The organism is Priestia flexa (genome assembly GCF_021441905.1).
Lineage (GTDB): Bacteria > Bacillota > Bacilli > Bacillales > Bacillaceae_H > Priestia > Priestia flexa.
The window spans coordinates 3,384,929-3,406,393 of record NZ_CP090431.1 but is presented as its reverse complement, the minus strand read 5'-3'; the positions used below and the strand labels follow the sequence as shown (position 1 = coordinate 3,406,393).

General features: G+C 37.1%; 26 protein-coding genes. 13 read left to right on the top strand and 13 right to left on the bottom strand.

Features of this window, described 5'->3' with window-relative positions; all coding sequences use genetic code 11:
• Positions 1-61 precede the first annotated feature (61 nt).
• On the top strand, positions 62-1,543 hold the full coding sequence (locus tag LZP85_RS17560; RefSeq protein ID WP_076512343.1) for a leucyl aminopeptidase: 1,482 nt from the start codon (positions 62-64) through the stop codon (positions 1,541-1,543).
• Between the two features lie 182 nt (positions 1,544-1,725).
• Positions 1,726-3,054 carry a Na+/H+ antiporter family protein gene (locus LZP85_RS17555; RefSeq protein WP_119543946.1) on the top strand — a complete coding sequence of 443 codons (1,329 nt, stop codon included), beginning with the start codon at positions 1,726-1,728 and terminating at the stop codon, positions 3,052-3,054.
• A 41-nt stretch (positions 3,055-3,095) separates the two neighbouring features.
• Here the strand turns inward: LZP85_RS17555 and LZP85_RS17550 are convergent, their stop codons facing one another.
• Both LZP85_RS17550 and LZP85_RS17545 read right to left on the bottom strand, forming a co-directional pair.
• The gene (locus tag LZP85_RS17550) at positions 3,096-3,287 is read right to left on the bottom strand and encodes a hypothetical protein (RefSeq protein ID WP_025908066.1); all 192 of its coding nucleotides are present in this window, start codon (positions 3,285-3,287) and stop codon (positions 3,096-3,098) included.
• 118 nt (positions 3,288-3,405) lie between these two features.
• Positions 3,406-3,942 (bottom strand): HD domain-containing protein, encoded by a 537-nt coding sequence (locus LZP85_RS17545; protein ID WP_094911236.1) that lies wholly within the window; start codon positions 3,940-3,942, stop codon positions 3,406-3,408.
• Between the two features lie 279 nt (positions 3,943-4,221).
• Here LZP85_RS17545 and LZP85_RS17540 point away from each other — a divergent pair, with 279 nt between their 5' ends.
• Together LZP85_RS17540 and kapD are read left to right on the top strand one after the other, a co-directional pair.
• On the top strand, positions 4,222-4,605 hold the full coding sequence (locus LZP85_RS17540; protein ID WP_119543944.1) for a hotdog fold thioesterase: 384 nt from the start codon (positions 4,222-4,224) through the stop codon (positions 4,603-4,605).
• 230 nt (positions 4,606-4,835) lie between these two features.
• Positions 4,836-5,450, top strand: coding sequence for a 3'-5' exonuclease KapD (gene kapD / locus LZP85_RS17535; protein ID WP_025908069.1), 615 nt, complete (start codon positions 4,836-4,838; stop codon positions 5,448-5,450).
• A gap of 35 nt (positions 5,451-5,485) precedes the next feature.
• Here kapD and LZP85_RS17530 read toward each other — a convergent pair whose 3' ends face one another.
• Positions 5,486-5,869 (bottom strand): kinase-associated lipoprotein KapB, encoded by a 384-nt coding sequence (locus LZP85_RS17530; protein ID WP_025908070.1) that lies wholly within the window; start codon positions 5,867-5,869, stop codon positions 5,486-5,488.
• 72 nt (positions 5,870-5,941) lie between these two features.
• Between LZP85_RS17530 and LZP85_RS17525 the strand changes: the two genes are divergently transcribed.
• On the top strand, positions 5,942-6,130 hold the full coding sequence (locus tag LZP85_RS17525; RefSeq protein WP_182840871.1) for a hypothetical protein: 189 nt from the start codon (positions 5,942-5,944) through the stop codon (positions 6,128-6,130).
• Between the two features lie 98 nt (positions 6,131-6,228).
• Positions 6,229-6,759, top strand: a complete 531-nt coding sequence (locus LZP85_RS17520; protein WP_061785393.1) for a superoxide dismutase family protein — start codon at positions 6,229-6,231, stop codon at positions 6,757-6,759.
• A 35-nt stretch (positions 6,760-6,794) separates the two neighbouring features.
• On the opposite strand, the gene LZP85_RS17515 is transcribed toward LZP85_RS17520, so the two are convergent.
• Both LZP85_RS17515 and LZP85_RS17510 read right to left on the bottom strand, forming a co-directional pair.
• Positions 6,795-7,967 carry a MalY/PatB family protein gene (locus LZP85_RS17515; RefSeq protein ID WP_119543942.1) on the bottom strand — a complete coding sequence of 391 codons (1,173 nt, stop codon included), beginning with the start codon at positions 7,965-7,967 and terminating at the stop codon, positions 6,795-6,797.
• A 196-nt stretch (positions 7,968-8,163) separates the two neighbouring features.
• A complete protein-coding gene (locus LZP85_RS17510; protein ID WP_061785392.1) occupies positions 8,164-8,991 on the bottom strand; it encodes an alpha/beta fold hydrolase in 828 nt (275 codons plus the stop codon).
• Positions 8,992-9,150: 159 nt separating this feature from the next.
• Between LZP85_RS17510 and LZP85_RS17505 the strand changes: the two genes are divergently transcribed.
• From LZP85_RS17505 to yugI, 3 genes are all read left to right on the top strand, one after another.
• On the top strand, positions 9,151-9,651 hold the full coding sequence (locus LZP85_RS17505; RefSeq protein ID WP_061785391.1) for an Lrp/AsnC family transcriptional regulator: 501 nt from the start codon (positions 9,151-9,153) through the stop codon (positions 9,649-9,651).
• A complete protein-coding gene (locus tag LZP85_RS17500) occupies positions 9,651-10,811 on the top strand; it encodes an aminotransferase (protein ID WP_025908076.1) in 1,161 nt (386 codons plus the stop codon). The genes LZP85_RS17505 and LZP85_RS17500 overlap by 1 nt, the downstream gene beginning before the upstream one ends.
• A gap of 207 nt (positions 10,812-11,018) precedes the next feature.
• Positions 11,019-11,417 (top strand): S1 domain-containing post-transcriptional regulator GSP13, encoded by a 399-nt coding sequence (gene yugI, locus LZP85_RS17495; RefSeq protein ID WP_025908077.1) that lies wholly within the window; start codon positions 11,019-11,021, stop codon positions 11,415-11,417.
• Positions 11,418-11,461: 44 nt separating this feature from the next.
• On the opposite strand, the gene LZP85_RS17490 is transcribed toward yugI, so the two are convergent.
• Positions 11,462-11,692: a DUF378 domain-containing protein gene (locus tag LZP85_RS17490; RefSeq protein WP_094911201.1), complete on the bottom strand. Its 231-nt coding sequence runs from the start codon at positions 11,690-11,692 to the stop codon at positions 11,462-11,464.
• A 223-nt stretch (positions 11,693-11,915) separates the two neighbouring features.
• Here LZP85_RS17490 and LZP85_RS17485 point away from each other — a divergent pair, with 223 nt between their 5' ends.
• Positions 11,916-13,079 (top strand): iron-containing alcohol dehydrogenase, encoded by a 1,164-nt coding sequence (locus LZP85_RS17485; protein WP_061785389.1) that lies wholly within the window; start codon positions 11,916-11,918, stop codon positions 13,077-13,079.
• 39 nt (positions 13,080-13,118) lie between these two features.
• Here LZP85_RS17485 and mnhG read toward each other — a convergent pair whose 3' ends face one another.
• Genes mnhG through LZP85_RS17450 form a run of 7 tightly spaced genes read right to left on the bottom strand, consistent with a single transcriptional unit; the run spans position 13,119 to position 18,873 of the window.
• A complete protein-coding gene (gene mnhG, locus LZP85_RS17480; protein ID WP_119543940.1) occupies positions 13,119-13,478 on the bottom strand; it encodes a monovalent cation/H(+) antiporter subunit G in 360 nt (119 codons plus the stop codon).
• A complete protein-coding gene (locus LZP85_RS17475; RefSeq protein WP_025908081.1) occupies positions 13,462-13,746 on the bottom strand; it encodes a Na(+)/H(+) antiporter subunit F1 in 285 nt (94 codons plus the stop codon). The genes mnhG and LZP85_RS17475 overlap by 17 nt, the downstream gene beginning before the upstream one ends.
• A 1-nt stretch (position 13,747) precedes the next feature.
• Complete coding sequence (locus LZP85_RS17470; protein ID WP_119543939.1) at positions 13,748-14,224, bottom strand: Na+/H+ antiporter subunit E; 477 nt, start codon at positions 14,222-14,224, stop codon at positions 13,748-13,750.
• 6 nt (positions 14,225-14,230) lie between these two features.
• Positions 14,231-15,715: a Na+/H+ antiporter subunit D gene (locus LZP85_RS17465; RefSeq protein ID WP_035320080.1), complete on the bottom strand. Its 1,485-nt coding sequence runs from the start codon at positions 15,713-15,715 to the stop codon at positions 14,231-14,233.
• Positions 15,705-16,046 carry a Na(+)/H(+) antiporter subunit C gene (locus LZP85_RS17460; protein ID WP_025908084.1) on the bottom strand — a complete coding sequence of 114 codons (342 nt, stop codon included), beginning with the start codon at positions 16,044-16,046 and terminating at the stop codon, positions 15,705-15,707. Before LZP85_RS17460 ends, LZP85_RS17465 begins: the two co-directional genes overlap by 11 nt.
• A complete protein-coding gene (locus LZP85_RS17455; RefSeq protein ID WP_025908085.1) occupies positions 16,046-16,468 on the bottom strand; it encodes a Na(+)/H(+) antiporter subunit B in 423 nt (140 codons plus the stop codon). The genes LZP85_RS17460 and LZP85_RS17455 overlap by 1 nt, the downstream gene beginning before the upstream one ends.
• Complete coding sequence (locus LZP85_RS17450; protein WP_119543937.1) at positions 16,468-18,873, bottom strand: Na+/H+ antiporter subunit A; 2,406 nt, start codon at positions 18,871-18,873, stop codon at positions 16,468-16,470. The genes LZP85_RS17455 and LZP85_RS17450 overlap by 1 nt, the downstream gene beginning before the upstream one ends.
• Positions 18,874-19,151: 278 nt before the next feature.
• Here LZP85_RS17450 and LZP85_RS17445 point away from each other — a divergent pair, with 278 nt between their 5' ends.
• From LZP85_RS17445 to LZP85_RS17435, 3 genes are all read left to right on the top strand, one after another.
• Positions 19,152-19,358 (top strand): hypothetical protein, encoded by a 207-nt coding sequence (locus LZP85_RS17445; protein ID WP_152545157.1) that lies wholly within the window; start codon positions 19,152-19,154, stop codon positions 19,356-19,358.
• A 256-nt stretch (positions 19,359-19,614) separates the two neighbouring features.
• Positions 19,615-20,964 (top strand): glucose-6-phosphate isomerase, encoded by a 1,350-nt coding sequence (locus LZP85_RS17440; protein WP_061785386.1) that lies wholly within the window; start codon positions 19,615-19,617, stop codon positions 20,962-20,964.
• A 93-nt stretch (positions 20,965-21,057) separates the two neighbouring features.
• On the top strand, positions 21,058-21,462 hold the full coding sequence (locus tag LZP85_RS17435) for a YugN-like family protein (protein ID WP_119543936.1): 405 nt from the start codon (positions 21,058-21,060) through the stop codon (positions 21,460-21,462).
• The last annotated feature ends 3 nt before the right edge of the window (positions 21,463-21,465 follow it).

Sequence of the window (21,465 nt, the reverse complement as noted above, 5' to 3'; positions counted from 1 at the left end):
ATGTTACATATAAAGAGCTCTGTAGCTTTTAAGAGATTCGAACATGAAAGGATGATTATAGATGTTTCAGTTACATACTAATCTAAATTTAGAAAGGGAAACAGAAGCGCTAGTAGTAGGTGTTTTTCATAAAAATGATTCATTTGAAGGACCTCTAGAAGAAATCAATGGGATGTTTGATGGCTATCTTTCACAGCTTGTAAAAGCAGGGGACATCAACGTTAATGAAAAGCAGGTTTCAGTTATTCCAACGTTTAACAAGATAGGAGCGAAGCGTCTAATCTTTATCGGCTTAGGTAGAAACAGCGGACTGACAGAGGAAACCTTAAAAGAAGCATATGGAAAGCTCTTTCAACGTATTAAGGTAAGTCAGTTAACAGAAGTGACTATTGCACTTTCTACTTTTACAACCTCTGTTATTAGTGAAGAAATGTCTGCACGCTTATTAGGTGAAATGAGTCAGCTATCTACATATGAATTTGAACATTATAAGAAGCGCTCGAATCTACCAAGCGTTCAGCTTGAAAAAATAAATATCATTGCTTCTAATAATATCGAGAGTGCTTTTGAGCGCGGTTATGTGTATGGTAAAGCTACAAATTCAGCCCGTACGCTCGTAAATTTACCAAGTAATATGCTAACGGCAACAGATTTAGCTGATTATGCTCAAAAATTAGCCGATAAGTATGGGTTTGAATGCGAAATTCTTGAAAAAGAAGAGATGGAAACGTTAGGGATGGGAGCTTTACTCGCCGTTAACCAAGGATCTACTGAACCTCCTAAAATGATTACATTAAAATATCAAGGGAAAAGTGAGTGGAAGGATGTTATCGGCCTAGTAGGAAAAGGTATTACCTTCGATACAGGTGGCTACTCAATCAAGTCAAAATCCGGGATTGTTGGGATGAAGACGGATATGGGCGGAGCAGCATCGGTGTTAGGAGCAATGGAAGTGATTGGTGAAACAAAACCAAAGCAAAACGTTGTAATGGTCATTCCATCTACGGATAACGTAATTAGCGCAACGGCATTTAAGCCAGATGATGTGATTACAGCTATGAGCGGAAAAACTATTGAAGTATTGAATACAGATGCGGAAGGACGACTGGCTCTAGCAGATGCCATAACGTATGCTAAACACCATGGAGCTTCCTATTTAGTTGATGTAGCAACGTTAACAGGTGGTGTTATTGTAGCTTTAGGAACACATACAACAGGTGCAATGACGAATGATTCCGCTTTTTATGAGAAGCTAAAGGATGCAAGTCAACAGACTGGTGAGATGATTTGGCAACTGCCTATCGCAGAAAAAGATAAAAAGAAGGTGAGAAGCAGTAAAGTAGCGGATTTGAACAACTCACCAGGACGAGAAGGACATGCGATTATGGCAGGAACCTTCCTATTAGAATTTGCGGAAAACACCCCTTGGATTCACTTGGACATTGCTGGAACGGCTACAACAAACGGCGCTAGTTCGTATGGTCCTTCTGGTGCAACAGGCGTTATGGTACGTACATTAGCTCAATTAATTCATGATTTTTAAACAATATTATAGTGGATAATAAAAGCGTGGATGATTCATTCATCCATGCTTTTTGTATAAGAAAACGGTTTAATCAAACGTTTGTTTAGATTTCCCATTGACATTTGAGTGTGAGGTATTATAATGAGTGTATTGTTTTAATTCTCTAATTGTTTAATACACTAAAGTACGGAGGTTTCAAAATGAATGCAGTTTTAGTAGCTGTAGCTGTTATGCTTGTGCTGAGTTTACTTCGTATTAACGTTGTTTTCTCTCTAGCTATCGGTGCTCTCATCGGAGGACTTGTTGGAGGAATTAGCTTAACAGATACAGTCAATATATATACAGAAGGTTTAGGAAATAGTGCATCTGTAGCTTTAAGCTATGGACTGCTCGGAGCGTTTGCTGTTGTAATTTCAAGAACAGGTCTTCCCAACGCAGTAGTAGCAGTTGCACTAAAGATTGTTGGACGCGAAGGAGATACAAAAAGAAAAGCACTTTCTAAAGTACTTATTTTATTAATTATCTTGATTATTTCATGCTTTTCACAAAACGTAATTCCTGTACACATTGCGTTTATTCCATTGCTAATTCCACCGTTGTTAACAGTATTTAATCAACTCGAAATCGATCGTCGTCTTGTTGCAACTGTCATCACGTTTGGATTAGTGACACCATACATGTTTCTACCAGCAGGGTTTGGGAAAATCTATCATGATATTCTTGCAACAAACGTACAAGAGAATGGTTTAGTTGTACACGACGGTGATATCGTTAAAGCAATGGCGTTGCCTGCGTTAGGAATGGTTATTGGCTTGCTTGTAGCGGTCTTTATTTCATATCGTAAGCCCCGTGTTTATAAAGATAGTAAGCTAACAGTGAACGAAGAAACTAGCGATAATGGACTTTCGTATACAAGAAAAGGTATTATCATTTCATTAATAGCTATTTTTGTTGCATTAGCTGTGCAAATTCCATTAGACTCCATGATTTTTGGTTCACTTGCAGGCATTATCGTAGTATACCTAAGCGGTGTTGTGAAATGGAACGAAGCGGATACGGTTTTAACTGATGGTATGCGTATGATGGCATTTATTGGATTTGTTATGCTGTCAGCTTCAGGTTTCGCTAAAGTGATTCAAGAAACGGGAGACGTAGAAACTCTTGTTCAAGGTTCTGTTAATTTAATCGGGGGCAATCAAGTACTAGGAATTTTGTTAATGCTTGTAATTGGTTTATTGGTTACGATGGGGATCGGCTCATCATTTTCAACGATTCCAATCATTGCTACAATTTTCGTGCCACTTTGTTTAGAATTAGGTCTCAGTCCGTTGGCAACTATTGCAATTATTGGAACAGCGGGTGCGTTGGGGGATGCAGGTTCTCCTGCTTCAGATAGCACGTTAGGGCCGACTTCAGGTTTATCCGTAGACCGTCAGCATAATCACATTTGGGATACATGTGTGCCAACTTTTTTACACTATAACATTCCGTTAATTATTTTTGGATGGATTGCTGCACTTGTACTATAAAGAAAGAAGGGGTTGAGTGATTACTCAACCCCTTCTTTTATTTAAACTTGTGATAGTGTTGAAGCTGTTGAATCACATTGACCTAATGCAGCTTCAACAGCCTGTAAAGACTGCTCAATACGCTCACGATTTGAACCTTTTTCAACAGTTTGAAGAGCTTGCTCTAGGCTAGTCTTAGCAGCTGTTAATGATGTGCATGAATCTTGCACAAATCCTCTAGCATTTTTTTGCATGGTATGTACCTCCTTTGTAATTTAGAATCCTTATGTAGTATTTGCGAATATATGGGAATTATAAGTTTTATTTTTGTACATAAAAAAGGATTAACTTTTAATAAAGAAGTTAATCCTTTTAGCCTAATTGCTTAAATTGTTCTGATCCAAGAATTCGTTCCACGTTTTGGTCAAGTTCTTCAATTTTCTTAACAGCTAAAGCATAATCCATTTGGCGATAATGGTGCTTTCCACCTGGCTCTTCGTCTGCTTCATCAGCTAATTTGACTACTTTTTGTAGCGGACGTTGATGAATGGTTCCTTCAGGTAAGTAAGAATCAGTGTGAAGTAAAATAGCTAAAGCAATTTCTTTTGCTGCTTGAGGCTCTTCCCCAAGACGTATTAATAATTTGTGGGCGCGCTCAGCTCCCTTGATTGCATGAATATCATTCTTTTTATATTTTTCATAGTCCCACTGACCATTTGTATACCATTCATAGTGACCAATATCGTGAAGTAGGGCCGCTTTAGTTGCTAAATCTGGGTTGACGTTGTACTGAGTGGATAAACGAAAAGCATGATACGCCACAGAAACTGCGTGAGCAACTCCAGATCTTGTTAAATATTTTTTAGCAATTGGGTGTGTGAAGATGTCTAGCAAAGTAACATGTCTCATCATATAATCCCTCCTAAAAAAAGACAGTAAAAAATTATTTCTAACAACAATAGCATATTTGAATAGAAAAAACAACGATAATGTTAGATGAATAAACATAGAAAATCCGTTGTATATTAGTTTATTCATATCGTGAAAACATGTACTTAATATTTTATTAAAATAGAAAAATGGACAAGCGCTACCAGTTGAGATGAAAGGGTTTTAAACCTTTTGTGAAGAAGATAACCATTGTAAAATAAAAAGTATGCAGAAAAAATGATATAGCGGAGGGATAAGATGAATACTGATAATACGTTATTAAGTACGCTAGGCATCGAAGTAATTCACGCTAGCAAAGATTATGTAGAAGCGACCATGCCGGTAGATGAACGAACAAAGCAACCTTTTGGTTTACTACATGGCGGAGCATCTGTCGCATTAGCAGAGACAGTTGCTAGCTTGGGAGGGTTTTTAAGTATTGATCAAGAGCAGGAAATATGCGTAGGCTTAGAAATTAATGCAAATCATATTAAAGGAAAAAGAGATGGCGTAGTGACAGCTGTTGGTAAACCAATTCATAAAGGAAAAAAAACAGCTATCTGGGAAGTGAAGATTGTAGATGAGAAAGATGATCTAATTTGTATTTCCCGCTGTACGTTAGCAATACTGCCAAAAAAATAGCAAAAAGACAGGCTGTAAAAGTAAAAAAATTATAAAAGATATGGCGGATATCCTAATCATAGAGACATGCTTTGGAATATAGTAATAACAAAGCATTCTTTTTTTATTGTCCAAAAGAATATTCATAATATTATAAAATATCAATAGAAATAAACCTATCTTTTGCATAAGCGTGCTATAATTATAATAGCAGTCTCGTAGGCAGGTTTATTTAAAAAGGGGTGATAAAGATGAACAATTATGAACACTATGTCTTTATTGACTTTGAATTTACAATGCCCGAATACAAAGGGTATCCCAAAGGCTTTTTTCCTGAAATTATTGAAGTAGGGTTAGTTGCTGTAAGAAACCAAGAAATACAAGACCGCTTTTCTTCGTATGTTAAACCCACTAGTTTTCCAAAGTTAACGGATCGCTGTAAAAGTTTTCTGCACATTCAGCAGAAACACGTAGATGATGGAATTACATTCGAACAGCTAATTCAGCAGTTAGGTCAGTATGAAAGCAGTACAATTATCACTTGGGGAAACATGGATATGAAAGTGCTCAAGCAAAATTGTCAAAAGCAAGGCTTGAAGTTTCCTTTAAAAGGAAAAGAAGTAGATTTGTCTATGGAATATAAGCGTTTCTTTGGAGATCAAAATCAAACAGGTTTATGGAAAGCTGTTCAAGAATATGGAAAAGAAGGAACGGGTAAGCATCACTGTGCGCTTGATGACGCTATGACTACATTTAATATTTTTAAGTTGGTAGAACAAGACAAACGCTATTTACAAAAGCCTGAACCTACTACAATTGGTGATCGGGTCGACTTTTCAAAGTTATTAAACAAATTTGCATTATAAAAGCCAAGTCACCGTAATGTGAATTGGCTTTTTGTTTAAAGCTTATAATCTTTTTGCAGTTGTTCGAGGCATTCAATACTTCTTGTTGCATAAGAATTATCTTTTAAAGAGAGCTCATGTATCAGTGCTGTTAAAGCATTCTCTAATGAATCTTTATATTGTGGAATCTCAGTTGTATATGCTTTAACCATTGGTTTTGGAATATTAGCTTGCTCGTTAAAAGCTAATGCACGGCGTTCATGAAAGAATGGAACATCTACTTGTTGAGGGTTATGTAAATCTCCTTGTTGAGGATGTTTGATAACCGCTTTTACTCGTACTACATAATGCTGGTCGCGTACTTGTGTAATTTCTCCAATGTATTTTCCAGTTTTGTATAAAGCAGTTACAGAATCACCAATTTCTAAACTCATATTTATCTCTCCTTTAAGTAATGTTCTATTTATTATTATAAGTCATTATAGTTTAAAGTTCATAGAGAAAGGGTGAAAATGATGCAAGCGCTAATCATGAATCTATATCTTTATTTTCCAGAAGATAAAACAGAGTATATTCCAGCATTTATATGGATGTTTGTGTTTTTTATAGGAGCATTTCTGACATGGAGGTTTGTTATTAAAGTTTCCAAAAAAGAAGAAGAGAAAATAAAAGAGCTAGAGCGAAAACATTCAGCAGAGTGACCGTTTGTTCAGATAATAATGAAAGCGTTTAAAAATGAAAGTTGCTGGACAATCTATGGGAAGGTGAACCATAAGGGAATCTAAGATTGGAGGGCAACATGAAGAAGTTACTACTAATTGGCTGCATACCATTAGTAATGTTAGTGGGCTGTGGTGAAAAAGACATTTCGAATAAAGAAGTGAAAGTATATAACGCTGATGGAGATAGCTTAGGTAATATAAAGCTAAAAGAAGTATCTGACGGCGTAGAGATTACGTATCAATTAAAAGGGCTACCTCCTGGTGAACACGGTGTACATATACATGAAAAAGGCGTGTGCAAAGCTCCTACGTTTAAAACAGCAGGTAATCATTTAAATCCAGATGATAAAAAGCATGGATTACTTCACCCGGATGGTCCAGAGGCTGGTGACTTAAAGAACATTATCGTAAAAGACGATGGGACTTTTGATGGGACAGATATGGCGCCTGAAGTGACATTAAAAGAGGGGAAAGGCTCCCTCATTAAAACGATGGAAGGCTCTTCTATCATTATTACAGAAAATAAAGATGATGGTATGTCTCAACCATCTGGAGATTCTGGTACGCGAATTGCTTGCGGTGTTATTACGAAAAAACAAGAAAAATAAACCAAAAGGACGCCCAAAAGCGTCCTTTTTTTAGGTTAAGACAGAGCAGCTTTTAGCTTCTTTAAACCTTCTTTTAGCTGTTCTCGAGGGCAGCCGATGTTCAATCGAATAAAGCCTTTCCCTTCAGCTTCCCCGTATTTCACACCGCTTTCAACAGCGATTTTCCCTTTTGTTAATAGCAAGTTATGCAAATCTTCATCAGACATATTTAAAGCTCGGCAATCGATCCATAATAAGTAAGTCCCTTCAGGATTAATCACTTTGAGGGAAGGTAGGTTTTTTTTAATAAAGCTTCTAGTAAAGTCAATGTTCTCTTGTAAATATGCTAGCAGTTCGTTCAGCCAAATTTCTCCATGTGTATAAGCAGCCTCTAGGCCAATCGTACCAAATGTGTTTAATGCGAAAAAGCCTTGTTTGTGCTGCTGTTGTTGATATTTTTCGCGTAATTCATTATTTGGGATGATAATTGCTGAAGCTTGTAAGCCAGGAACATTAAAGGTTTTGCTTGGTGCTATGCACGTAATGGTACGATTTTCAGCATCTTCATTAAGAGAGCTAATTGGAATATGAACAGACGGTTTATATACTAAGTCCGAATGAATTTCATCAGATAAAATTAATACATCATACTTTTTACAAAGCTCTGCAATTTTCTCTAGCTCACCGCGTTTCCATACTCTACCTATAGGGTTATGTGGGCTACATAAAATAAACATTTTCACCCCAGAAGCAAGCTGCTTTTCAAAAGATGAAAAATCAATTGAATAGCGATCCCCCTTTAAGTGTAGAGGACTTTCTATCAATTTACGCTCGTTTACTTTTACCATTTCAAAGAACGGCGTGTATACGGGCGGTTGAATCAAGATTGAATCACCTTTTTGTGTATAAGCCTGTATGGCCATACTAATGGCAAAAACAATTCCTGGGCTGTATGTAATCCAATCTGCTTCAATGTTCCACTCATGTCGCTTTTGGACCCAAGAACGAACAGATTCATTCGTTGACTCAGTTGGGGTTGTGTATCCAAAAACACCGTGATCTACACGCTTAGCAATTTCCTTAACGACCTCTTCTGGAGCTGCAAAATCCATATCAGCTACCCAAAAAGGTAACAGGTCTTTTTTTCCAAAAAGATTTTCCATCCGGTCCCATTTCACAGAATTCGTGTTTATGCGATTAATCTTATTATTAAAGAAATCTTTCTTCATAATATGAGCCTCCATTTTAGGTGATTTTTAAATCTATCAAAGAGATTTAAATGACGATACGATGTCTTTATTCTGAATGCTTTGTCTTGAAAAAGTCAAAGAAGTTGCTGTCGAATGCTTAAGAGAAAAAACGCAATGCTTTTTAAATAAATGATAATAGCCCTGTCTTGTTGACAGGACTATATCTTTTTTAGTATTAGCTTGATAAGAAATCAACCATATAATTTCGGATATCGTCCGGGCACTCTTCCGGTAACAAATGTCCCGTGTCTTTTAACGAAATAAAAGTAGAGCTTGGCAAATCTTGTTGAAGCTTCTTACCTAAATGAAGAGGAACTACCCTGTCTTCTTCTCCCCATATCAACAAACTTGGTTTGTTAATTTTACGCAGATCTTTTTCTGATAAGTCTCCTTCTCGATCACGAATCATCTTTGATAATGACATGAAGATACGGTCGTCTAAAAACGGAGCGGTATACCCTTCAATCATTTCTTCATCAATAAGATCGTGGTTAAAAACGACATTTTGAAGGTTAGCTTTAACACCTTTGCGAGCTAGCCAAGTCTTGACCCATAAATAAAAAAATGGTAAATGCGACGACATAACGAGACCAGAATGCAATCGTCCTAGATAGGCAGAGCTACAAAGTAAAACTAGCTTGGATACGTATTGTGGCTGTAACTTAGCGATGTTTAAGCAAATTTGACCACCCATTGAGTGACCAGATAAAATCACTTGTTCTAACTTTAAATGCTCAATGATTTCTAAAACAGTTTTTGCTAAATTTTCATACGAATAGTGAAAAGTTAGTGATTTTTCACTTCGACCAAATGGTGGTAAGTCTATTGCAACAATTGAGAATTTCTGTTTCAATAATGGAATGAGTCTTCTAAAGCTAAAGCTAGATGATAGAAATCCGTGTATGAATACAATTGTTGGCTTTTTAGGGTCAAAATGATGTAATTCATAATATACGTGTACATTGTTAAATGAACGATAGTGTGCTGTCTCCGTTTGGATCATTTGTTTCTTCACTCCAGCTATCTTTTTTAACAGTTTGCCCAGCTATCTTATTTAGTTACATGCAAAATATAGAAGACGAACGTCAAATCTCAATGACTTATGAAATTTGTTATAATGTAAAAAGTGGGAATATTTGATTATTTTCAGGAGGTTATTTACATGTTTTTAGATGAGAAAGAATTAGAAATACTTGAGATTTTAGAAAGAAATAGTCGAATTTCAATAGATACAATTGCTAAGATGGTTGACCTACCCCTAGATGAAGCGACGCTGATTGTAAAAAAATTAGAACGTGAAAAAGTAATTGTTCAATATTCTACCGATATCAACTGGCGCCGAGTGGATGGGCATGAAGGCGTAACGGCTATGATTGACGTTAAGGTAGCTCCTAAAAGAGGCGTGGGGTTTGATGAGATTGCTGAAAGAATTTATCGATTCCAAGAAGTTAAGTCTGTTTATTTGATGTCTGGAGCTTATGATTTATCTGTTATTATCGAAGGGAAATCAATGTCTGAAGTAGCATTCTTTGTTTCGGAAAAACTTTCAACATTAGATTCGGTATTGTCCACAACGACGCATTTTATTTTAAAAAAATACAAACATGACGGAACGATTTATGAACAAGGTGATGAAGACCGTAGAATCGTGGTGTCTCCGTAATGAAAGAACGCTTGTCTAAGACAGTACAGAGCTTACAACCATCAGGAATTAGACGTTTTTTCGATTTAGCAGCGAGTATGGATAATGTTATCTCTCTTGGTGTTGGGGAGCCAGATTTTGTTACATCGTGGTCCGTACGCGAAGCCAGTATTTTATCACTTGAAAGAGGCTATACATCCTATACAGCGAATGCAGGTTTACTTGAGCTTCGTCAAGAACTAATGAATTATATGAAAAAGCAGTTTGGCGTTTCATATGATTATCAAAATGAAATTTTAGTTACGGTTGGAGGTAGCCAAGCATTAGACGTGGCAATGCGTGCTATTATTAATCCTGGTGATGAGATCATTGTTGTAGAGCCAAACTTTGTTTCATATAGTCCACTCATAACGTTAGCTGGAGGTGTTCCAGTTCCTGTTGAAACAACGGCAGACACGGAATTTAAACTGCAGCCAGAACAGATTGAAGCGGTTATTACAAAACAGACAAAAGCGCTCTTGCTTTGTTCTCCCAATAACCCAACAGGTAGTTCATTAACTAAGGCGGAACTTGAAGCAATTGCTGATATTGTCATAAAATATGATTTATTGGTTATTACAGATGAAATTTATGCAGAGCTAACCTACGACGAACCATTTACATCGATTGCTTCCATTGGTGCAATGAGAGATAGAACCATCATTGTCTCCGGCTTTTCAAAAGGTTTTGCAATGACAGGCTGGAGATTGGGATATATTTGCGCACCAGTAGATCTGTTACAAGCCATGTTGAAAATTCATCAATATACTATGATGTGTGCACCAACAATGGCCCAATACGGAGCAATTGAAGCGCTGAAAAACGGGTCACACGATGTAGAAGAAATGAGAAAAAGTTATCGACGAAGACGGAATTATATGGTCAAATCATTAAATGAAATTCAGCTTTCGTGCCATACACCAGGAGGGGCTTTTTATGTGTTTCCATCCATAAAAAAAACCGGCTTAACTTCTGAGCAATTTGCTGAACAGCTTCTCTTAGAAGAAAGAGTGGCAGTGGTGCCAGGTAGTGTTTTTGGGCTAGGAGGAGAGGGACACGTACGCTGTTCTTATGCTTCTTCCATGGAATCCTTAGAAGAAGCTATAAAACGTATTGGCCGTTTCATGCAAAATAAGTTATAATAGAAGAACCATGCTAATGAGCCATGTCAAAAGTTAGCATGGTTTATTTTTTGCGGATAGAATCAATTTTCTATTTATAATTTAAGGGAAATATGGGAAATAATAAAGTATAATAAATATAACTAGTTTTTGATTCAAAACGTGAACTGTGCTATAATTTTAAATTGGCTATAATGATGAAAATAAAAGGTATTTAGGAGTGTTCATATGTCAAAATTTGAAATCGGTACTGTTACAAAAGGAAAAGTAACGGGCATTCAACCATACGGTGCATTTGTTGCATTAGATGAAGAAACACAAGGTCTAGTTCATATCTCAGAAGTTAAACATGGCTTCGTAAAAGATATCAACGAGCACCTATCAGTTGGTGACGAAGTAAACGTGAAAGTTTTATCAGTAGATGAAGCAACTGGTAAAATTGGTTTATCAATTCGTGCTACAGAGCCAGCTCCAGAAAAAACAGAAGCAGCGCCTAAAAAGCAAGCAGCTAAAAAGCGTCAAGCAACTGTACAACACACTGAGTCTACTCAAGGATTCAACACATTAAAAGAAAAATTAGAAGAGTGGATTGAGCAATCAAACCGCGAAGATCTAATTAAAAAATAATGTTTAAAAAGCGCACTGCAGTCCAACTGCAGTGCGCTTTTTTCTTAATGGGTTGTTCTTGGTTCAGTACGCTCTACCTCTGCAGATGGTTTAAATAATAAGCCTAAGTTAATTAAACCAGCGATTCCCACTAATCCGTATACAATGCGAGAAAGGGCAGCAGATTGTCCACCGAAAATAGCTGCTACTAAATCGAATTGAAAAAATCCAATAAGTCCCCAGTTAATTGCTCCAATAATCGTTAATACTAACGCAAATCGTTGAACACCACTCATCTATTCTCCTCCTTTCTTTTTGTATTCACTCATTAGCTTTAGACGTTTAAGAAAAAATATTCGTGGAAAGAAACAATGGAAAGAAACAAAGGAGAACATAGGCAAAAACGTTAGATAAATGCAGAGTGAAAAGAAGGGTTTTCGGAAATAATCTGTGAGAAGTCACTTTGCTTTACATCTTATTTATCGTTGTTCATAATGATGATTATCAGGAGGTTTTCTTATGAAAAATTTCACTTTTTATAATCCAACAAAATTAATTTTTGGTAAAGGCCAATTAGAACAATTAAAAACAGAAGCAGCTCGCTTCGGTAAAAAAATATTAGTTGTATACGGTGGGGGAAGCATTAAGCGAAACGGTTTATACGACCAAGTAATGAATGAGTTAAAAGAAATCAATGCAGAAGTATATGAGTTAGCGGGTGTTGAGCCCAACCCTCGTTTAACAACAGTAAGACGCGGAATTGAACTTTGCAAAGAACATGATATTGAGTTCTTGTTAGCAGTAGGTGGAGGAAGCGTAATTGATTGTACAAAAGCAATCGCTGCAGGCGCTAAATATGATGGCGATGTGTGGGATATTATTAATCGTGACGCTGTAGCGAAAGAAGCTCTTCCTTTTGGAACAGTTTTAACTCTAGCAGCAACAGGTTCAGAAATGAATGCAGGTTCTGTTATTACAAATTGGGAAACAAATGAAAAATACGGTTGGGGAAGCCCTGCTACATTCCCACAGTTTTCTATTTTAGATCCTGTTAACACATTTACAGTACCACAAAATCAAACTGTTTACGGTATGGTTGATATGATGAGCCATGTGTTTGAACAGTATTTTCATGATGCAACAAATACACCGCTTCAAGACCGCATGTGTGAAGGGGTTTTACGAACTGTTATTGAAACAGGTCCTAAATTAATAAATGATCTGGAAAATTATGAACTTCGCGAAACAATTCTATATAACGGTACAATTGCTCTAAACGGCATGTTACAAATGGGTCACCAAGGTGACTGGGCAAGTCATAACATCGAGCATGCAGTATCAGCTGTCTATGATATTCCTCATGCAGGTGGTTTGGCTATCTTATTCCCAAATTGGATGAAGCATGTTATGGATGAAAACGTAGAACGCTTCAAGCAAATGGCTGTACGCGTATTCGACGTCAAGACAGAAGGTAAAACAGATAAAGAAGTCGCTCTAGAAGGTGTTGAAAAGCTTCGTGAATTCTGGACAAGCTTAGGTGCTCCAACGCGCTTAGCTGATTATGAAATCGGTGAAGACAAATTAGACCTTATGGCTGATCGTGCAATGGCTAAAGGCGAATTTGGTCGTTTTAAAAAGCTAAACCGCGATGATGTAATGGCGATATTACGCGCTTCTCTATAATAAAAAAATGCTCTGTGCTAACCAGCACAGGGCATTTTTTTATTCAGACATACTTCGTTTTTTTTGCTTTTCTTTTAGATCGTCTTGAACAGTACCTTTCCAAAGGGGAGATCCGCTGTAATAAGCAGCTCTTCCTAATAGATGTCCGGCAACTGGTGATGTAATAAATACAAACACAATGCCTAATAGCAACTGTCCGTTAATGGAACCATCTCTAATCCAGAAAAACAGTAAACATCCTACTAGGATAAGTAGCACACCAAGCGTGGCGCTTTTAGAAGCGGCATGGCTTCGTGTATAGGTGTCGGGTAGCCTAATGAGGCCAATCATTGTAACAACGGTTAACAGAGCGCCCATTAGAATAATAATACCGATAATTAAATCACTGATCGCGGTCATATTCAATAATCGCTCCTTTTTCTAAAAACTTACCAAACGCAACAGTACCAACAAAAGCGATAATTCCAATTAAAAGAATTACTTCTACAAATGATGTTGTGCGTAGCATAATAGATAGGATGGCCGTAACAGCTATAATGTTAATGCCAATCGCATCTAAAGCCATAGCGCGGTCACCCGTGGTAGGCCCTTTGATGATGCGATATACAAATCCAATCGTCGAAATTGAAATTAACAGCAGCGATAGATTAAGTAACATGTCTAGCATATTAGCGGCTCACCTCCATAATGGCTTTTTCAAATGAATGTTGAATATCCTTAATTACCTCGTCAATATCATCCACGTTCATGGCGTGAATATAAAGAGTGGAGTTATCATCTGACACATCAATTACCACCGTTCCAGGTGTTAAGGTAATGAGTAGTGAAAGAGTCGTAATCTCCCAATCTTTTTCAAGCTTCGTTGGCATCGCAAAAATTGCAGGCTTTATGTTTAACTTTGGACGCAACACATCTTGAATAACCGCGATATTTGCTTTAAACAGCTCAACAAGAAAGATAAGAAGCAGTTTAATGACCGCAAATACTTTTTCTAAATAAAATCTTTGAGGAAAGAAGCGTCGAAAGACAAACAGCATAACTGCTCCCCAAAAGAAACCAATAAGAAAAGAGGGTCCGGTCCAAATACCTCTTAAAAACATCCATGTAACAGCAATTACTACGTTTAATAATAGTTGAAATGACATGCAGATCTACTCCTTTAACACCGATTCGATATAAATAGAAGGGTCCATGAGTGTTTCAGCTGCCATTGAAATATAAGGGAATACAACCTCCGCACCTAATCCTAAGAATATTGAGATCGCAAGTAGAATAGCTGATGGATACAGCATTCCTTTTGTAGACCCTTTCTCTTGCTCCTCGGTTAATTTTGGTGCGCGCCAGAAGCAGTTCATAAAAATCTTCATCGCGGAATATAACACCATTAAGCTTGATACAAGCAATACAATAACAAATGTATAGCTCTGTGACTCTAATCCACCTTGGACAAGAAGAAATTTACCAACAAATCCACTTAGCGGAGGTATACCAGCTAGCGAGACAACAGCGACGAAAAACATCCAGCCCAATTGAGGGTGACGCTGAATTAATCCGCCCATCTCTTTTAGCTTAGACGTCCCTGTAATAGCAATGATAGCTCCGCCTAGTAAGAACAGTGCGGCTTTAATAATCATATCGTGAATTAAGTAATAAATTGCACCTTCAATTCCTGCCGGTGTTGTTAAGGTGATACCGTATACGATAACACCCACTGCAATGACAATATTATAGATTAAAATCTTATTCATATCGTTATAAGCAATAGCGCCAACTGTACCAATGACAATCGTTAATAGTGCCGTATAGCCAATAAGTTGATGTGTCACCTCAGGCTGATGATAAAAAATCAGCGTGAACGTACGGAAGATAGAATAGATTCCAACTTTCGTTAGTAATGCACCAAAAAGAGCTGTGACAACGGGAGGAGGTGCATTATAGGCGCTTGGCAACCAGAAGTACATTGGGAAAAGAGCGGCTTTTAGACCGAATACAATGAAAAATAAAACCCCAATGGTCGTTAAAATCCCTGGTTGATTTACTTCAGCAACCCTTTGTGATAAGTCCGCCATATTGAGAGTACCAGTAACCGAATACAAGTAAGCTACAGTTATAACAAAAAGAGCGGAGGAAATCACGTTTACTAGTATATATTTAAGTGACTCTCGTAGCTGCGCTCTGGTGCCTCCAATAACAATTAGAGCATATGAAGACATTAACATTACTTCGAAGAAAACGAATAAGTTGAAAATATCTCCAGTTAAAAAGGCGCCAAATACTCCAACCATTAAGAAATGAACGAGTGGATAGAAGTAGAATCGTTCTCGTTTTTCTCCAATGGAGCGAAAAGCAAATAGTATACAGCAAAGTGCAACAATGCTTGCCGTTAATACAAGCAAAGCAGCAAGCATATCAGCTACTAAAATAATTCCAAACGGAGGGTCCCAGTTCCCAAGCTTATGAGTTAGGATACCCTCTTTATATACAAGTTGTACTAAATAAGCTGCAAATCCAGTTGTAGCAATTAACGATATCGTACTGATTATTCGTTGAAGTTTAATATTATCTTTGAAAAATATAAGCACAACACCTACAACAAACGGGATAAGCAGCGGAATGATTACAAAGTTATTCATCATGTTCATGTCCCCTTAACTTGTCCATATCGTCTGTTCCGAGTTCTTGATAAGCTCTGTAAGCTAATACAAGGAAAAAGGAAGTAACACCAAAGCTAATAACAATTGCAGTTAAAATTAATGCTTGAGGTAGGGGGTCAGTATAAGAGGGAGCATTTTCCCCTAACAAAGGTACTGTTCCACCTTTTAATCCACCCATTGTGAGTATTAATAAGTGTGCTCCGTGACTTAGTATACCTGTTCCAATAATAATTCGTAGTAGACTACGAGATAACATTAAATAAACTGCTACTGTGAACAAAATTCCGGCTACAATTGACATTAATATTTCCATTATTCACTCTCTCCAATCGTTTGAATAATGGTCATCGTAACACCAACAACTACTAGATATACACCAAGGTCAAACAACACAACAGTTGCAAGTGCAGTTTTTCCTAGTATAGGAAGGTAAAAATAATCAAATGTGTGTGTGAGGAATGGAACTTTAAAAACAAAAGCTCCAAGTCCCGTTAATAAAGCTAATAATAATCCGGAGGCCGCTACTTTTTTGTGATCAAAAGGAATGACTTTTGATACGGTTTTAATATCAAAAGCCAATAACAATAACACAAGAGCGGAAGCGGTGGTAAGACCGCCTACAAACCCTCCACCTGGTGTGTAATGACCTGCAAAGAAAAGGTGAATGGCAAAAATGATAATGATAAACGTTACGACTTTAGTGGTCGTTTGTAAAATTAAATCGTTCTTTTTCATTATCTATTCTCCTCCTTTGCTAATCTTAATCGAATCATGCTGTAAATTCCGAGTGCAGCAATGCATAGCACAGCTATTTCAAACAGCGTATCAAATCCACGGAAGTCAACGAGAATAACGTTTACCATGTTTTCTCCACCTGCTTCTTTATAACTGTTCTCAATAAAGTATTGTGAAATCGAATCAAATAGTTTTGTACTGCTAGATGCAATACCGACAAGTGTTACTGTAACTCCTACAAGTAAAGCGATAATAAAGTTTGGTAGGTGAAATTTAACTCGTACTTTTTTCGCTTTAAATTCTGGAAGGTGATAGAAGCACAGTAAGAATAGTGCAACAGATACGGTTTCAATTACTAACTGTGTTAAGGCTAAATCAGGTGCTCTAAATAAGACAAAGAACAGAGCTAGGGTGTAACCCACGACGCCTAACGAAATGATAGCTGTTAAGCGTGACTTGGCAAAAACAGTAGTAATGGCTCCAAGGACCATAATTACAGCTAGAATTGCTTCGTAGATTCCAATATCAGCCATGTTAGAGGTATCTACTTTAAATCCACCTTGTGTAAACAAGGTAATTAAAACAGCTGTACCGATAAAGGCAAAGATAATTAAGAGGTAATCACGAATAAAGCCTGTCATCATAAATTTCATGATGCCACTCGAACCTTTTTCCATACCCGCTAATCCATTGTTGTACGCGTTATTTAGCGTAATAGACTCAGGGAACAAGCGATAAACTTTTGTCCACTTATTTAATGTTAAGAATAGTAAGATACCCATAGCGATGACACCAATTGTCATAAATAGCTCGGGCGTAAAGCCATGCCAAAACGTAATGTGAACATGGAACTGCTCACCGGCATCTAATAAACTTGGTGCAATTGAAGCCATGGTTGGTTCAATAATGCTAGATTCTAATATATTTGGGAATAAACCAAAGATAACAACAAGTGAAGCTAAAATAACAGGTGAAATTAGCATACCTATCGGAGCTTCATGTGGCTTTTTCTCTAGCTTCTCAGGTTGATACTTACCAGTAAATGTTTTGAATACCAAAATCATGCTATAAACAAACGTGAATATACTTGCAATCCAAGCAATAACTGGGAACAGCATTCCCCATGTTTCCATGTTATAGATATTCATCTTCGTTACGTTGACCATTCCCGTAAAGAACATTTCTTTACTTAAGAATCCGTTGAAAGGTGGAAGACCAGCCATTGCAAATCCACCAATTACTGTAATTGTGAATGTTACCGGCATAAGAGTCATTAGCCCGCCTAGTTTACGAATATCACGCGTTCCCGTTTCATGGTCTACAATACCAACAACCATAAATAAACTACCTTTAAATGTAGCATGGTTAATAAGGTGGAATACAGCTGCCGTAATTGCGACAACATAAATGTTATCGTCTAAAAATTCATAGTGTAACGCTGCACTTCCTACACCAAGTAAAGACATAATCATTCCAAGCTGACTGATTGTTGAGAAAGCTAAGATTCCCTTTAAGTCTGTCTGCTTCACGGCTGAGAAAGACCCCCAGAAAAGGGTTATAATCCCAACGGTTGAGACCAGCGTAAACCACACTGCGTGGTCTGCAAAAACCGGACTTAAGCGTGCAACTAGATAAATACCAGCTTTAACCATTGTTGCAGAGTGCAGATAAGCACTAACTGGTGTTGGTGCTTCCATTGCATCTGGTAGCCAGATGTGGAATGGGAATTGTGCAGATTTTGTAAATGCACCAAGCAAAACAAGAATCATTGCGGGGATAAAGAGTGAACTTGATGTGACAACATCTAAGTTTGCGACAATCTCTCTAATGCTAAATGTACCGCTTGGAATTGATAGTAATACGATTCCTGCTAATAAAGCCAAACCACCAAAAACCGTGATAAGCATCGACTTTTGAGCTCCATAGCGTGACTTCTCTCGTTGATACCAATAGCCAATAAGTAGGAAAGACGAAAGACTTGTTAGCTCCCAAAAGCTATAAAGAACAATTAGGTTATCAGACAAGACTACTCCAAGCATAGCTCCCATAAACATTAAGAGATACACATAAAAAGTATGAAGTGACTCTTTCGTTTTTGATAGATAGTAGATGGAATACAGGATTACTAGCGTTCCAATTCCTGTAATTAGCAAAGCAAATAATAAGCCCAGTCCATCAATATAAGCATCAAAATTAATCCCTAAGCTAGGTATCCATTTCAATGAATATAAATACGAATTTCCGTTCGCAACTCCGCTTATATACTTCGTAAAGTAAATGAACAGCACAAGCGGCAATGGCAACACAAACCACCCTGTATGAATCTGTTTAAATGATTTATACAGAAGTGGAATAAGAAATGCTAATAAGAATGGTGAGATGATCACCAGATGTAACCAAGACAAAACACAAACCTCCTTGTGACATCCAATAGATTAGATTTTCTATGAATGATTATATAATACTTTAACAGTGCGTGCATCCTTGCTACTCAGTAGTATCAACGTTTTTCACCTGTCTTATTAAATAAATAGAAACTCGTCTACACAACCTCAAAAAAAAAATTTTTTTTTGAATAAAAACCGTCGATTTTTGTCACCCTAATAGTGAGGTGATAAATGTGTATCTCAGACAAATTATAGCGAGTGGATCAATATTTGGAGTTCTAGTTACTGGAGGATATATGGTGGATAGTCACCTAACTGCTAAAGAACAGCAAAAGTTCAACATGTCTCCAATTCAATATGAACAAATGTCTACATCTGCTGACACTGCCATTATTGAAAGGCCTGTTGAACTCCCGACTTATAAGCCAAGAGAATATGTAAAGATTGGCGCAACCAATTATGTCATTTCTGAAGGGAAATCCATTCTTGAAGAAAATGAATAAATATTAAATAGCGAAGAATTGAAAACGGTTTTAAGAATACGCTCTTTAAACCGTTTTTTATTGTTATGAAAAATCATATTGTGAAAAGCAAAAATCTCCTATTAGAAGGTTGTTTTATGAAAGAGAAAAAGTGTATAGTGAAAAAGAATTTGTAAAAGACTAGGATAACAACATTTGTATTAATGTCTTTTACTTGAATTCATTGCATCCTTTCGATAAAGTGAAAGGAAAGAACAATTTAATGGAGGAACAGAATATGACACATGTTCGTTTTGATTATTCAAATGCGTTATCTTTCTTTGGTGAGCACGAACTTACATACCTTCGCGATGCTGTTAAAGTAGCGCATCATTCAATTCATGAAAAAACAGGGGCAGGTAACGACTTTCTAGGATGGGTAGACCTACCAACTGACTATGACAAAGAAGAATTTGCTCGTATTCAAAAAAGTGCAGAAAAAATTAAAAGTGATTCAGATGTTTTAATTGTAATTGGGATTGGTGGTTCTTATCTAGGAGCACGTGCTGCAATTGAAATGTTACAACATTCATTCTACAACACGTTATCAAAAGAACAGCGTAAAACGCCACAAGTAATCTTTGCTGGAAATAATATTAGCTCGACATACATGAAAGACTTAATGGATGTATTGCAAGACAAAGATTTCTCTATTAATGTTATTTCAAAATCAGGTACTACTACAGAGCCTGCTATCGCTTTCCGTATTTTCCGTAAATTGTTAGAAGAGAAATATGGTAAGGAAGAAGCGCGTGGTCGTATTTACGCTACAACAGATAAAGCGCGTGGAGCATTAAAAACGCTAGCAGATGAAGAAGGCTATGAAACATTTGTTATTCCTGATGATGTTGGGGGCCGTTATTCTGTGTTAACAGCGGTAGGGCTTTTACCGATTGCAGCTGCTGGTTTAAAAATTGAAGACATGATGAAAGGTGCAGCAGCAGCACAAAATGATTTTGCAGCTTCTGAGCTTGAGCAAAACCCTGCGTACCAATATGCAGTTGCTCGAAACGTCCTTTACAATAAAGGTAAAACAATTGAGATGCTAATTAACTATGAGCCAGCTCTTCAATACTTTGCAGAGTGGTGGAAACAACTGTTTGGTGAAAGTGAAGGAAAAGACCAAAAAGGTATCTATCCTTCTTCAGCGAACTTCTCTACTGATCTTCACTCATTAGGTCAATATGTACAAGAAGGTCGCCGTGACTTATTTGAAACAATTGTGCAAGTAGAAAAGTCACGCCATGAATTAACAATTGAGTCAGATGCAGCAGATTTAGACGGCTTAAACTATTTAGCTGGTGAAACAGTTGATTTTGTAAATAAAAAGGCATTCCAAGGCACGATGCTTGCTCATACTGATGGTGGTGTGCCAAACTTAGTTGTAAGCATTCCAGCTTTAGATGAGTATACCTTTGGTTATTTAGTATACTTCTTCGAGAAAGCTTGTGCGATGAGTGGTTACCTATTAGGTGTTAACCCATTTGATCAGCCTGGTGTAGAAGCATATAAGGTAAATATGTTTGCGCTTCTTGGTAAACCAGGGTTTGAAGAGAAAAAAGCAGAATTAGAAAAACGTTTAAAATAAGATATCAAGTAGAAGTGCGGAATTTGTTTCCGCACTTTTTTTATGGATAATTTATAGTGAAAAGGAGATGTTAACAAAAGAGGAGGCGAGGTAATGATTGAATTAGCTTCAAAATTAGAAGGTGAACTATTTAAGCTATATGTATTAGAGCAGACATTAAAGCCACTAGGATACGTTATAGGAGGGAACTGGGATTACGACCACGGTTTTTTCGATTATAAGATAAATGATGAAGTTGGATACCAGTTTTTACGAATTCCTTTTCAGGCTATGGATGGTCAGCTGGATTCACAAGGAACAACAGTTCAAATTGGAAAGCCCTATTTGCTTTCACACAAATATCAAATTGGGCTAGATGATAATGTTCATGTAGGTAATGTTAATGCATCGTTTAATCAATTTGCAGAGCCTCAAGATCCTGATGCACAATTTCCTGAAGAATACCTTTCGTTAGGAAAAGAATTGTTAAAAGAAGCAGAAGAAGCGTTACAAAGCTAAAAG